We start from the raw sequence: 14306 nt of genomic DNA, 5'->3' as shown, positions 1-14306 counted from the left end.
GCAATATCACCGACGGATACTACGTCGCGCACCACGGACTTCCAAATCTCATCCAAGCCCGCGCCAACACGCCCTGGACTGAACCGTTTTTTGTGATAGGGTGCGCGCCCTAAAAAAACTCTGCCGGGGCATCAACGCGTAGAAAAAAAGTGAAAACCTCATGGGACAAGGCCTACAGCCAATACCCACGAATCACACACAAACTACGCACAAGTTATCCACAGGCGCTCACCTTGCAAAGCCCCCGCGACCGCATTATCTTGTATCCCCATTGCAGCGAACCACTACATATTGGGTTTCGCTTGAAATCACAAACACAAGTCGGCACGCAAACTCAAGCGATTTTTCGGCCTGAACTTAGTGTGATTTGCGCAGCCAAACCGCTCCTGCGGAGGCGACCGAGGCAAGCCCGTCCAAGCGGTCTTGTTCGGGTATGGGTGTTGCAGGCATCGCCTGGTGACACTCGACAGCAACAGTTTTTGGGCCACGGCCCAGAACCTTTGACTTCGGCCAGGGAGCGGCAAGCTATTGCCCCTTATTCCTGAGTCTGTCCCGAAGTCGGTAAGCCCGAGCGGGCGGATGCACGTGCGTGTGCATCCCCGCGGGGCCACCAGGCTAGTGGATGGAACGGTGGGCGCTCAAAAGGCGCCTGAACATATAGAAACTGTGGAGACACCCACCGATGCAAACCGACACAACTCGCGAGAACCCGCAGGCCCAGGTGCCGCAGGGCGCAGATTCGAACCAGGATCTGGCTGCCACCGCACCTGGCCAACTGCGCGTGATCAAGCGCAATGGCACTGTCGTCGCGTACACCGACGACAAGATCACCGTGGCCATCACCAAGGCGTTCCTCGCAGTTGAGGGCGGCACTGCCGCCGCCTCGTCGCGCATCCACGACACCGTTGCGCGCCTGACCGAGCAGGTCACCGCCACCTTCAAGCGTCGCATGCCATCGGGCGGCACCATCCACATCGAAGAAATCCAGGACCAGGTCGAACTGGCCCTGATGCGTGCCGGCGAGCAGAAAGTTGCCCGCGACTACGTGATCTACCGCGACCAGCGCGCCAAAGAGCGTGCTACCCGCAGCAACGCCGACTCGGTGGTAGAACCGCACCCAAGCATCCGCATCACCCTCGCCGACGGTAGCCTGGCACCGCTCGACATGGCCCGCCTGAACACCATCATCAGCGAAGCCTGCGAAGGCCTGGCCGAAGTCGATGGCGAGCTGATCCAGCGCGAAACCCTGAAGAACCTGTACGACGGCGTCGCCATCAAGGACGTCAACACCGCCCTGGTGATGACCGCCCGTACCCTGGTCGAGCGTGAGCCAAACTACTCGTTCGTCACCGCTCGCCTGCTGATGGACACCCTGCGCGCCGAAGGCCTGGGCTTCCTCAGCGTCGCCGACAGCGCCACTCACCACGAGATGGCCGAGCTGTACGCCAAGGCCCTGCCGGCCTACGTGGCCAAAGGTATCGAGTTCGAGCTGCTCAACCCTGCCCTGGCCGACTTCGACCTGGAGCGTCTGGGCAAGGCGATCAACCACGAGCGCGACCAGCAGTTCACCTACCTGGGCCTGCAGACCCTGTATGACCGCTACTTCATCCACAAGGATGGCGTGCGCTTCGAGCTGCCGCAGGTGTTCTTCATGCGTGTGGCCATGGGCCTGGCGCTGGAAGAGAAAGACAAAGAAGCCCGCGCGATCGAGTTCTACAACCTGTTGTCGTCGTTCGACTACATGGCTTCGACCCCGACCCTGTTCAACGCCGGTACCCTGCGTCCACAGCTGTCGAGCTGCTACCTGACCACCGTGCCGGACGACCTGTCGGGCATCTACCACGCGATCCACGACAACGCCATGCTGTCGAAATTCGCCGGTGGCCTGGGCAACGACTGGACCCCTGTGCGTGCACTGGGCTCCTACATCAAGGGCACCAACGGTAAATCCCAGGGCGTCGTGCCGTTCCTGAAAGTGGTCAACGACACCGCCGTCGCCGTGAACCAGGGTGGCAAGCGCAAAGGCGCTGTGTGTGCCTACCTGGAAACCTGGCACCTGGACATCGAAGAATTCATCGAACTGCGCAAGAACACCGGTGATGACCGTCGTCGTACCCACGACATGAACACCGCCAACTGGATCCCTGACCTGTTCATGAAGCGTGTCTTCGATGACGGCAAGTGGACTCTGTTCTCGCCGAACGAAGTACCTGATCTGCACGACCTGACCGGCAAGGCCTTCGAAGAGCGCTACGAGTACTACGAAGCCCTGACCGAGTACAACAAGATCAAGGTGTTCAAGACCATCCAGGCCAAAGACCTGTGGCGCAAGATGCTCTCGATGCTGTTCGAGACCGGCCACCCATGGCTGACCTTCAAGGACCCGTGCAACCTGCGTTCGCCGCAGCAACACGTGGGCGTCGTGCACAGCTCGAACCTGTGCACCGAGATCACCCTGAACACCAACAAGGACGAGATCGCGGTCTGCAACCTGGGCTCGATCAACCTGCCGAACCACATCGTTGATGGCAAGCTGGACACCGCCAAGCTGCAGCGCACCGTCAACACCGCCGTGCGCATGCTCGACAACGTGATCGACATCAACTACTACTCGGTGCCGCAAGCGCGTAACTCGAACTTCAAGCACCGTCCGGTCGGCCTGGGCATCATGGGCTTCCAGGACGCACTGTACCTGCAGCACATCCCTTACGGCTCCGACGCCGCCGTCGAGTTCGCCGACAAGTCGATGGAAGCGGTCAGCTACTTCGCCATCCAGGCCTCTTGCGACCTGGCCGACGAGCGCGGCGCCTACGAGACCTTCCAGGGTTCGCTGTGGTCCAAAGGCATCCTGCCGCTGGACTCGCAACAGATCCTGATCGAGGCCCGTGGCCAGAAGTACATCGACGTCGACCTCAACGAGACCCTGGACTGGGCTCCGGTACGTGCCCGCGTACAAAAAGGTATTCGTAACTCGAACATCATGGCCATCGCGCCAACTGCGACCATCGCCAACATCACCGGCGTTTCGCAGTCGATCGAGCCGACCTACCAGAACCTGTACGTGAAATCGAACCTGTCGGGCGAATTCACCGTGATCAACCCGTACCTGGTTCGCGACCTCAAGGCTCGCGGCCTGTGGGACTCGGTGATGATCAACGACCTGAAGTACTACGATGGTTCGGTCCAGCAGATCGAGCGCATCCCACAAGAGCTCAAAGACCTCTACGCCACCGCGTTCGAAGTCGAGACCAAGTGGATCGTCGATGCCGCCTCGCGTCGCCAGAAGTGGATCGACCAGGCTCAATCGCTGAACCTGTACATCGCTGGCGCTTCGGGCAAGAAGCTGGACGTGACCTACCGCATGGCCTGGTACCGTGGTCTGAAGACCACCTACTACCTCCGTGCCCTGGCCGCGACCAGCACCGAGAAGTCGACCATCAACACCGGCAAGCTCAACGCCGTTTCCAGCGGTGGCGACAGCGCCCCGGTCCAGGCCGCAGGTCCAGCACCTGTGCCGAAGGCCTGCGCGATCGACGAGCCTGACTGCGAAGCCTGCCAGTAAGGCCTGATGCCGCAAGGGGCGCTCTGAGGAGCGCCGCTTGCGGCATTTTTGTCTGTACTGGGGCCTGACAGGGAATCATCACCCGCTGCCTGCCAACCTTCGTCAATGGATAAAAAAGAGTGTCGACACCGCACAGGCGGCATCGGCCCCCACATCCAATGAGGAAGGCAAGCATGGCTCGGAAAAAAACCATCACTCGCAGGATTGGCCGCAATGCTGCAACCGGCCGCTTCACCACGGTCGAAGAAGCGCGCGACAACCCTAAGACCCACATCGTCGAAACGCTTCGCAAGAAGTGCGGCTAGCCCCCGATCGCGGGAGGCGCATAGCCTCCCGCCCCTCCTCTCTCCTCGCTTAAAACACAATATTTTGTGCCAAATCAAATAACCAACCACCACATCTAGCGATTTTTCGGCTACACTCCTTCCCCGTGAAACGACGCGTTATTCGTGAACGGAATCGCCCTGTACCGGTCGAAAAATTACCGCAGACCGGCCCAGCGTCGCTCCGATCGCCTGCGAATTCCGTTATACTTCGCCCCCCAAAAAAGGGTTGAGCCAATGATCGACTGCGTGACACAAGCCCCGCTTGGCCAGACCGCATGTTTTGTCGTTGCCACACTGTTTTCAGGCGTCCTGGCCCCTCGTTCGAGGACAGGCCAAGCGCTGACCCGACAATTTCAAATGTGACGAGAGCGAGCTCTCACTGCCCGCCGTATTGCCTTATGGGCCTTGCGTAGTACAGGCATCACCTCAAATCCAACCGGTTGCCCCGCGCAACCCTCTAGCAGGAGCCAGGACCATGCTGAGCTGGGACGAATTCGATAAAGAAGACGGCGAAGTCGCCGCCAAAGGCAGCACCCCCGCGCAGGCCAACGCCGCCGCTACCCTCGACAAGCTCGACAGCGCCGGTGGCGCCGCCGCCCTGGAAGCGCGTGCCGCTACCGCTTCTGACTCCGAGGCGGTCAAGCGCGCCAAGGCTGCCCTGAACGACCTGGACATCGCCGAAGGCCTGGCTGAACTGGAAGGCTCCTCGGCCCGCGTTGCGGTTGACGAGAAGCGCATGATCAACTGCCGCGCCGACCTCAACCAGCTGGTACCGTTCAAGTACGACTGGGCCTGGCAGAAGTACCTCGACGGCTGCGCCAACCACTGGATGCCGCAAGAGGTCAACATGACCGCCGACATCGCCCTGTGGAAGAGCCAGGACGGCCTGACCGAAGACGAGCGCCGCATCGTCATGCGTAACCTGGGCTTCTTCTCCACCGCTGACTCGCTGGTTGCCAACAACCTGGCGCTGGCCGTGTACCGCCTGATCACCAACCCAGAGTGCCGCCAGTACATCCTGCGCCAGGCCTTCGAAGAGGCGATCCACACCCACGCCTACCAGTACTGCATCGAGTCGCTGGGCATGGATGAAGGCGAGATCTTCAACATGTACCACGAGATCCCATCGGTGGCGAAAAAGGCCGCCTGGGGCCTGAAGTACACCCGCGCGATCTCGGATCCGGAGTTCAACACCGGCACCCCAGAGACCGACAAAGAACTGCTGCGCAACCTGATCGCCTACTACTGCGTACTGGAAGGCATCTTCTTCTACTGCGGCTTCACCCAGATCCTGTCGATGGGTCGCCGCAACAAGATGACCGGCGTTGCCGAGCAGTTCCAGTACATCCTGCGTGACGAGTCGATGCACCTGAACTTCGGCATCGACGTGATCAACCAGATCAAGATCGAGAACCCGCACCTGTGGGATGCCTCGATGAAGGAAGAAGCCACCCAGATGATCCTGCAAGGGACCCAGCTGGAGATCGAATACGCCCGTGACACCATGCCACGCGGCGTACTGGGCATGAACGCCGCGATGATGGAGGACTACCTCAAGTTCATCGCTAACCGTCGCCTGACCCAGATTGGTCTGAAGGAAGAATACCCAGGGACCACCAACCCGTTCCCGTGGATGAGCGAAATCATGGACTTGAAGAAGGAGAAGAACTTCTTTGAGACACGCGTTATCGAGTATCAGACGGGTGGGGCGTTGAGCTGGGACTGATGGTCCGGGCTGACATCGAGAAGGCTGCCAATTGGCAGCCTTTTTTGCGCCTGGACGTCAACCAACAAGCACAGCTCATCTGATTACTGGGGTCAATTGCCCTGCGGCGTCAGCGCCATTCGATACTCGATCACCCCAGGCTTTTCAGCAATCCAATCGTACAGCCGCTGGGCGGTTTGGTTGCCCTGCTGGGTATGCCAGTAGAGCCGATCACAGCCTTTGTCCTGCGCTTGGCTCTGAACGAACTCGATCAATTGCTTGCCGACCCTGTTCCCTCGCGCACGTGGGCAGACGAACAGATCTTCCAGATAGCAGAAGTCGTTACGCCCCCAGGTCGAGCGGTGGAAAACGAAATGGACGAACCCGAGAATCCGCTCGCCGTCGGTGGCCACGGCGCAGTGCACGGGCTCTGCCGGGTCGAAGAAGCGCGCCCAAGTCAGCTCGCTAGTGGCCTTTCCCAGCTCCACTTGATAAAACGCCTGATACTGCTCCCAGTACCCGCTCCATTGTGGAAAATCGCTTTGCTTCAATCGGCGAACCGAAACCAAAGTGTGTGCAGCGCTCATGGTGAAAAATCCCTGTCTAAGTGAGGAAAGCAGGGACATTTATAGCGATACAATGGCCTGAATTGCCCCGCCACTTTTTGCAAGTGATCCAGACCAATGTTCAAGCATGCTCAGCTGCAATCGGTCAAAGCCTGGATGATTGACCCGACCCACGGGGCGCTTTCGCTGCACGTGCGGATCCAACGGGCGATTCGCCAACTGATCGTTAATGGCGCGCTGCCGATCAGCCAGCCATTGCCAGCTTCACGGTCATTGGCCCAATCCCTGGGCGTGTCGCGCGATACCGTTGAAGCAGCTTACAGTCAGTTGCATGCAGAGGGCTTCATCGAACGCCGCGTGGGCAGTGGCAGCTTTGTGTCGCAGCGCGCTCGGCACCTACTCCTGCGCCAACGCCAACACCAGGCACTTTGCGCTGAACCCGCACAACTAAGTCGCCGAGCGATCGCCATGCTGCAAAGCGGGGGCGTGGATAATTTCCAAGCACCACGCGCATTCGCGCCTGGGCTGGCTGAGGCCCGACACTTTCCCCTGGCCATCTGGGAAAAACTGGAGCGTCAGGTGTACAAGGAGTATGGCACTCAGGCATTGGCGCACAGTGCACCACAGGGCATGGCCGCGCTGCGCAGTGCAATCGCTGACTACCTCAATCTCGAACGGGGAGCGCAGGCTTCTGCCGATCGGGTGCTGATCCTCACCAGCTCACAGCAGGCCCTTGGCCTGTGCGCGCAAGTACTCATGGATGCAGGTGACCAGGTGCTGGTTGAAGATCCGCTCTATCAGGGCACCCGCAAAGCCGTAGCCGCCGCCGGCCTGGAATGCGTTGCGGTGCCCGTGGATGACAGCGGCATGCGGGTGGAGCGCATGGGCCGGTTGGCGGCTAATGCCAGAGCGGTTTTTCTTACGCCTTCCCATCAATACCCAACTGGTGCAACGTTGTCACTGGACAGGCGCCTGTTAGCGATCGAATGGGCAAGGCAACAGCGTGCCTGGATCATCGAAGATGACTACGACAGCGAGTTTCACTACGAGGGCCGGCCAACTGCCTGCGTGCAGGGCCTGGACCCACACCAGAGGACGCTGTACATCGGCACCTTCACTAAGTCGCTGTTTGCCGGGTTACGTATCGGCTATCTGCTCTTGCCGCCCTCCCTCGTCGCGCCAATGACCAACGCACGGACGCTGCAGGACGGGCATACGGCATCCGTGGCCCAACTGACGCTGGCCAGGTTCATGGAGGGCGGCCACTACAGCGCTCATGTGCGGCGCATGAGAGCCCTCTATGCCGAGCGACGGGACGTGCTGGCAGAGCTTGTGCACAAACATCTTGGAGCGTTTATGCTCCCGAGGATCCCCGCCGGTGGACTGCAGATGCCCTGCCACTTCGTCCACGACCTGCCGGAGGATGCCGTGGTCAAGGCGGCACGGGCGGCAGGTATCGATCTATTGGGGCTCGGCAGCCTGTATGCGACGCCGCGCAATGATACTGGGCTGTTGATGGGCTTCGCGGCACAGACACCTAGCGAGATGCGTGCAGCAGTGGACAAGCTGGCGAAGGTGGTCGCCAGTCTAGCCAAGTAAACCTCTCCAGGCTGAAGGGGGAGATTGAAACATTCCCCTTCTGCTGCTCAATTCAGATACCGATGCGCTCGCAAATGCTGCGCCAGCCTATCGATGAAGGCACGTACCTTGGCCGAGCCGTACTTGCTTTCCCGGTGCAGCACATGAATCGGCCAAGGCGCCTCTTCGTACGCTTCGAGCACCACCTGCAAACGACCGGCAGCCAGATCGCCCGCCACCTGATAGGACAGCAGCCGGGCGATCCCCAGGCCAGCGCTGGCGGCCACGATGGCCGCATCATTGCTGGTAACGGTCAGGCGCGGCTTGAGCCGAACCTGGATCGGTTCATGGGCCGGCCCGAACTTCCAATCCAGTCGCGGTGACACACCGCTGGCAGCAATCACGGTATGCTGCACCAGCTCACTCGGATGCTGCGGCACGCCGTGGCGGTCGAGGTACTCCGGCGAGGCGCACAACAACCGGCGCACCTGGCCGACGTACAAGGCCTTGAGGCCCGAGTCGGGCAGCGGGCCGATGCGCACCGCAACGTCCATGCCCTCCTCCACCAGGTTGACCACCCGATCGAGAAAATACGCCGACACATCAACCTGCGGGTAGGCCTGCAGGTAGTCGACGATGCAAGGCATGACGAAGGCCTTGCCGAACAATAGCGGCGCGGTCACCGAGAGATTGCCCTTGGGCGCTGCATTGACCCCGGCGGCTGCTTCGTTGGCTTCGACGATGCTGGCGAGAATGTTGCGGGTGTCTTCCAGATAGCGGCTGCCCGCTTCAGTCAGGCGCACACTGCGGGTGGTGCGTAGCAGCAGTTTGACCCCGAGGGTTTCCTCCAGCGTGCTGATTGCGCGGGTCACCGCGGCGGGCGAGATGCCCAGACGGCAGGCGGCGCCGGCAAAGCTCTCCAGCTCGCCGACGGCCACCAACACCTTCATCAGGTGGATCTGATCCATGCCGCGCCCCCGTGGTTGTCGTGGGGCGATTATTCGCGGGGCCAACCCGCTTGCACAAGTGCGGCGATCTATAGATCCAGTACCAACGTTTGAGCACTGTCCCCCTCTAGCTGGGCTGGAACTGCGCAGCAGATCAACACTGAGCCGCTTTCCGGCAGTTCTGCCGGTGGATTCGGGTAATGCACCTGGCCACTGAGCAAACGGGTCTTGCAGCTGCCACACGAACCGCCCCGGCAACTGAAGTCCGGTAACAGACCACGATTCTCCGCCAGTTCCAACAAGCTGCCGCTGTCAGGTGTCCAGCGTGCCTCCTTGGCGGAACCGGCGAAATACACCGGCACTGGCACACTGGCTGCGGGCGGCTGCATCAGGGGCGGCTGCGCGGCATCGCCGTGACGTTTGAGCGTGGAAGGCCCGAAGGCCTCGGCATGCAGGCGATGATCCGGCACGTTTACAGCGCGTAGTCCGTCATAGATGTCCTGGGTGAAACCAGGTGGGCCACACAGATAGAAGTCGTAGTCATCCAAGGCCAGTCGGTTCTTGATCTGCTCAATACCCAGGCGCCCTGAGAGCTCGTAATCCCGTCCCTGTTGCGCATGCGCTTCCGGCTGGCTCAGGGCTCGGTGAACGCTCAGCGCACTGTTGGCCTGTCGCAGCGCAGCCAGTTCCTGCTGGAATGGCAACTCAGCCAGGCTTCGAGCGCCTTGGAACAGATGGATAGGTCTGCTGGGATTGCGCGCCAGCTGCTCGCGCAGCATTGCCCAGAGCGGGGTTATCCCGACGCCCGCACCAATCAGCACGACCGGGCGCGGGCTATCGCTATCGAGCTTGAAACTGCCCATCGGCAAGCGCACCTGCAGCAGGTCACCCACGGCAACCTGTTCATGCAAGTGCCGCGATGCCGGGCCTTGCGCCCTGACGCTGATACGCACATAGCCATCGGCGGGCGCACTGGACAGGCTGTAGGTACGCACCACTGAACCCTCGCCCAGGCGAACACGCACAGGTATGTGCTGACCTGCGGCGAATGGTACGGGCAAGCCATCCTGTGGTTGCAGATAGAACGAGCGAATATCGCGGCTCTCTTGCGCTATCTGAAGCACACGCCAATCCTGCCACTCTCGTTGGGCCTTGCTCTGTCTCAGGCGCTGCTCGGCCTCGGCCCAGGTGCCGGTCATCAGGCTGGTCGGCGCATACTCCTCGAACCCCCAACGCAGCGACACGCCAGCTGGGCGCAGCACCACCAGCTCGACCTCAAGCGTCCACAGCCGCTCGGCACCTTCGAAAGCGGCTATGGCCGGGCTCTCCAGAATTAGCTCGGTGCGACCTGAAAGCTGCAGCACATTGCCACTGGCAAAATCGACGAATAACAGCCCGGCCCGTGGATTGAGCAGCAAATTGCCAAGGGTGTTGAAATGCAGGTTGCCGGCATAATCGGGGATGGTCAGGCGATTGCCCTCGACCTTGATGAAGCCTGCGCGACCTCCCCGGTGCGAGACATCCACCGAACGCTGAGCGTCGTCGTGATCGACGTAGCTTGCGACAAAAAAAGTGTCGGCCGACTCGATCATCGCAGTCGCCCGGGCGTCCAAGGTGGCTGAATCCTCACGCGGCAATGCAGGTTGATCGGCTCGTCGGTATTCACGCAGTTGGATGTATTGCGGGCAGTTGCCGAACGATTGCTCCACTTCAACCAGCAGCTGTCCGCCTACGGCCAGGCTGATCTGGCCATTGATCCGATTGCGTCGCCTTGTGTGCAGCTCGATGCCCAGCAAGCCAATCGCTTGGCCCGCCGCAATACCTGATGCAGCAGGATCATCAGGCGCCGGTGTAGCGGATATCACCAGCTGGCAGGGTTCGGGTGAGGTGACGAAGCCTTCTGGGCCTTCGAGCAGGGTCGCCCAAGGCCTGCCCTGGGCATCTACCGTGCCGGCCACCATGAACGGCAACTGATGGTAGAACTGGCGATGCTGATCGGGCATGTAGTCGCGAATGACCTTTTGCCCGAACTGCTCCATGCGCTCGGCGACGCCGACCTTTTCCTGCAGGCTTTTTTCGCCGGGGTGCCAGGGCGAAGTTCGATGGTGTGCGCGCATGGTGGAATACCTCGCAGCGTTGGGTGGCGATCAATCTGCGCTTTGCAGGCCCACGGCGGTGCGTGGCATCGCTACGAATCCAGGCAGCGCCTCGATGCGCGCCAACCAGGCACGGACGTTAGCGTAGGGCTCCAGCGACACATTGCCCTCCGGCGCGTGGGCGATGTAGGAGTAGTTGGCGATATCGGCGATGGTGGGCGTATCCCCGACCAGGAATGGCGACTTGGCCAGTTCACGGTCCATCACTGTCAGCAGCGTGTGGGCACGTGCGATGACTTCCTCGGTGTTGAACGTCGCGCCGAAAACAGTCACCAACCGCGCAGCGGCAGGGCCATAGGCGACCGGCCCGGCAGCCACTGACAGCCAGCGTTGCACTTGGGCGGCCGCGTGTGCTTGCTCGGGCAGCCAGCGGCCCTGGCCGTAGGTCTTGGCCAGATACACGAGGATGGCATTGGAATCGGCGATCACCGTGCCGTTATCGTCGATCACCGGCACTTGGCCGAACGGGTTAATGGCCAGGAACTCGGGCTGCTTGTGGGCGCCCTTGGCCAGATCAACCAACACCAGTTCGGTGGGCAGGTTGAGCAGCGAGAGCATCAGCTCGATGCGATGGGCATGGCCAGATTTGGGGAAATTGTACAGTTTGATGGCGGTCGACATGATTGCGCTCCAGGCGGGTTAGGCTGTGGAACACATGCTGCACCTAATCTGCTGGCAACAGAATCAGTGCAAGGGGCAATCCATAATTTCGCCAAGCGAAATAATCATTAGCGAGCCATTCACGGCCAGGCGCGAATGGCGCTGCGCGAATAACTCAGTGGCGCTGCTGCTTCTGGTAGCGATACAAACCACGCGCGGCATCGATCACCAGCGGCACGCAAGCTTGCAGCTCATCGAAGCTCATCGAGTCGAGCAACTCGAAGTTGTCTTCCAGGCCATGCAAGGAGATCGCCTTGAGCAGTGCATCCTGCTCCGGTGGCAGTGCGTCCCACTGGGCGACCTGGGTGCCACGCATGTAGCCAAAGCACCACTCTTCGAGAATGATCGCCGGCCCTTCCTCGCCCTCGCTCTCTTCGAACAACGGCTCGAAGTGCTCCAACTGCTCGGCCAGCTCGGCGGCTACGTCATTGCAGTAACGCAGCATCAGTGCGGTGTAGGCCTCTTCATGAGCGGGACGTTTGAACTTAGGCACTTTGCCGCCGCTGACGGCGGGTAACCATTTTTCCGGGGTGACGGTGGTTGGCGAGCTGGCAAGCGCGGTAAAGAAACCATTGAGCTCGGCCAGGTTGAGCACGGAGAAGTCGTTGCCGTAGGTGATCAGCAGGTCTTCGAGGCGGGCGAGTTCTTTGTCATTGAGGCGGGGAAGCATGAGTCTGGGTGTCCTGGGTAAGGAGTTTGGGTGCACCCTAGCACATGATCAGGTGAAGCACAGAGGTGTTGTCTGGGCTGGCCTCATCGCGGGTCAAGCTGCTCCCACAAGGCCTGTATTGGCTCTGTGGGAGTGGGCTTGACCCGCGATAGAAGCATCAGCGTTTAGACCGCCAGGGCGCGCTCACGCAGCTCGCTGTTGAGGATACGGTCGTTCTCCGAGTAGTCGACCGGGCAGTCGATCACGTGCACGCCTGGGGTCTTGATGCAGTGCTCGAGCAGCGGCAGGAAGCCTTCGGCGCTTTCCACGCGGTGGCCGTTGGCACCATAGGCTTCGGCGTATTTGACGAAGTCCGGGTTGCCATAGTCCAGGCCGAAATCGGTGAAGCCCATGTTGGCCTGCTTCCAGCGAATCATGCCGTAACCGTCGTCACGCAGGATCACCACGGTGATGTGCATGCCCAGACGCACTGCGGTTTCCAGCTCCTGGCTGTTCATCATGAAGCCGCCATCGCCGCACACCGAAATCACTGGGCGATCTGGGTAGACCAAGTGCGCCGCCATGGCCGATGGCAGGCCGGCGCCCATGGTCGCCAGGGCGTTGTCGAGCAGCACGGTGTTGGGCTTGTGCGCCTTGTAGTTACGGGCGAACCAGATCTTGTAGATGCCGTTGTCCAGAGCGACGATGCCTTCCGATGGCAGCACGCGGCGGATGTCGGCGACCAGGCGCTGTGGGTAGACCGGGAAGCGATCGTCATCGGCACCTTCGGCGATCTGCACTTCGTTGGCTTCGCGAATCGCCATGAGGCGAGTGAAGTCCCAGTGCGAGGTATCGCCCAGGCCTTCGCCGATCTGCCAGACGGCATTGGCGATGTCACCGATCACTTCGACCTGCGGGAAGTACACGGCATCGACCTCGGCGGAGCGGAAGCTGATGTGAATGACTTCAGTGCCGCCACGGACCATGAAGAACGGCGGTTTTTCGATCACGTCGTGGCCGATGTTGATGATCAGATCGGCAGCCTCGATCGCGCGGTGCACGAAGTCACCGGACGACAGCGCAGCATTGCCCAGGAAGCGTGGGCTGCGCTCGTCAACCACACCCTTGCCCAACTGGGTAGTGACGAACGGAATGCCGGTCTTGTCGATCAGTTGCTTGAGGACCTTGGCAGTCATCTTGCGGTTGGCGCCGGCACCGATCACCAGGATCGGGCTGCGGGCGGTGCGCAGTTTCTCGATGGCGGCTTCGATGGCCACATGCTCGGCCAGCGGACGGCGGTGCAGGCTGCGCGGGATCGGCATGGCATCAGTCTGCTCGGCAGCGATGTCTTCCGGCAGCTCCAGGTGCACGGCACCCGGCTTTTCTTCTTCAGCCAGACGGAAGGCTTCACGCATGCGCGCGGGGATGTTGTCGGCCGAGGCGAACTGGTGGGTGTACTTGGTGATGGGGGCCATCATGCCGCACACGTCGATGATCTGGAAGCGGCCCTGTTTGGACTTCTTGATCGGCTTCTGGCCGGTAATCATCATCATCGGCATACCGCCCAGGTAGGCGTATGCACTGGCGGTCACCAGGTTGGTCGCGCCAGGGCCGAGGGTCGACAGGCTGACGCCGGTCTTGCCGGTCAGGCGGCCATAGGTGGCGGCCATGAAGCCTGCAGACTGCTCGTGGCGGGTCAGTACCAGCTTGATCTTCGACTTGCGCAGGGACTCCAGCAGGTCGAGGTTCTCCTCACCAGGAATGCCGAACACATACTCGACACCTTCGTTTTCCAGGCATTGCACAACGACATCGGCGGCCTTAGCCATCTTGCTTGTTACCTCAAGTAGTAGGACGGTGGAGACGTCCAGGACGGTCAGCACGGTGTACTGACTTCGGTCTGTCGCGGGCGGAAGGTGCCCCCGAATCTAAGTCTTGACGCTGACTATGTGCGAGAAAGTCACGTCATCGAACTGCAATATTGTCGCACCTATCGTGCAGGAGAGATGCGCTTGTTCGGACAAAATGCATTTGTTTGAGGGGGAAAGGCGGGAGGGGTTGAGCGGGGGGCAGTTGCAATCGCGGGGCAAGCCCGCTCCCACTTCGTCTCAACTGAGTCTGGTGTCGATTAGGCTGATTTGGTGGAAGGCGGATGGC

The 14306-nt window shown here is 60.8% G+C and carries 10 protein-coding genes; 4 read left to right on the top strand and 6 right to left on the bottom strand.

Going from position 1 to position 14306, the window contains the following annotated elements; all coding sequences use genetic code 11:
- The first annotated feature begins 682 nt into the window (after window positions 1–682).
- The 3 genes from ACF8K2_RS16660 to ACF8K2_RS16650 all read left to right on the top strand — a co-directional run bounded on the left by ACF8K2_RS16660 (window position 683) and on the right by ACF8K2_RS16650 (window position 5614).
- Window positions 683–3562: a ribonucleoside-diphosphate reductase subunit alpha gene (locus ACF8K2_RS16660; protein ID WP_392466128.1), complete on the top strand. Its 2880-nt coding sequence runs from the start codon at window positions 683–685 to the stop codon at window positions 3560–3562.
- Between the two features lie 173 nt (window positions 3563–3735).
- On the top strand, window positions 3736–3867 hold the full coding sequence (locus tag ACF8K2_RS16655) for a hypothetical protein (RefSeq protein ID WP_264082861.1): 132 nt from the start codon (window positions 3736–3738) through the stop codon (window positions 3865–3867).
- A gap of 496 nt (window positions 3868–4363) precedes the next feature.
- A complete protein-coding gene (locus tag ACF8K2_RS16650) occupies window positions 4364–5614 on the top strand; it encodes a ribonucleotide-diphosphate reductase subunit beta (protein WP_186554621.1) in 1251 nt (416 codons plus the stop codon).
- A 92-nt stretch (window positions 5615–5706) separates the two neighbouring features.
- On the opposite strand, the gene ACF8K2_RS16645 is transcribed toward ACF8K2_RS16650, so the two are convergent.
- Entirely contained in the window at window positions 5707–6180 is a 474-nt protein-coding gene (locus ACF8K2_RS16645) for a GNAT family N-acetyltransferase (RefSeq protein ID WP_392466125.1), read from the bottom strand.
- A gap of 96 nt (window positions 6181–6276) precedes the next feature.
- Here ACF8K2_RS16645 and ACF8K2_RS16640 point away from each other — a divergent pair, with 96 nt between their 5' ends.
- Window positions 6277–7758, top strand: a complete 1482-nt coding sequence (locus ACF8K2_RS16640; RefSeq protein WP_392466123.1) for a PLP-dependent aminotransferase family protein — start codon at window positions 6277–6279, stop codon at window positions 7756–7758.
- Window positions 7759–7805: 47 nt separating this feature from the next.
- On the opposite strand, the gene ACF8K2_RS16635 is transcribed toward ACF8K2_RS16640, so the two are convergent.
- The 5 genes from ACF8K2_RS16635 to ACF8K2_RS16615 all read right to left on the bottom strand — a co-directional run bounded on the left by ACF8K2_RS16635 (window position 7806) and on the right by ACF8K2_RS16615 (window position 13978).
- Window positions 7806–8705, bottom strand: coding sequence for a LysR family transcriptional regulator (locus ACF8K2_RS16635; RefSeq protein WP_392466120.1), 900 nt, complete (start codon window positions 8703–8705; stop codon window positions 7806–7808).
- 68 nt (window positions 8706–8773) lie between these two features.
- On the bottom strand, window positions 8774–10801 hold the full coding sequence (locus ACF8K2_RS16630; protein ID WP_392466119.1) for a pyridoxamine 5'-phosphate oxidase family protein: 2028 nt from the start codon (window positions 10799–10801) through the stop codon (window positions 8774–8776).
- A gap of 30 nt (window positions 10802–10831) precedes the next feature.
- Window positions 10832–11461 (bottom strand): glutathione S-transferase family protein, encoded by a 630-nt coding sequence (locus tag ACF8K2_RS16625; protein WP_186554618.1) that lies wholly within the window; start codon window positions 11459–11461, stop codon window positions 10832–10834.
- A 154-nt stretch (window positions 11462–11615) separates the two neighbouring features.
- Entirely contained in the window at window positions 11616–12170 is a 555-nt protein-coding gene (locus ACF8K2_RS16620; RefSeq protein WP_392466117.1) for a UPF0149 family protein, read from the bottom strand.
- A gap of 164 nt (window positions 12171–12334) precedes the next feature.
- The gene (locus ACF8K2_RS16615) at window positions 12335–13978 is read right to left on the bottom strand and encodes an acetolactate synthase large subunit (protein WP_186554616.1); all 1644 of its coding nucleotides are present in this window, start codon (window positions 13976–13978) and stop codon (window positions 12335–12337) included.
- Window positions 13979–14306 lie beyond the last annotated feature (328 nt).

The organism is Pseudomonas sp. xss_2 (assembly GCF_043104195.1).
GTDB classification, from domain to species: Bacteria; Pseudomonadota; Gammaproteobacteria; order Pseudomonadales; family Pseudomonadaceae; genus Aquipseudomonas; species Aquipseudomonas urmiensis.
Note: the sequence above shows the minus strand (reverse complement) of the source record. Positions and strands in the feature narration are given on the sequence as shown.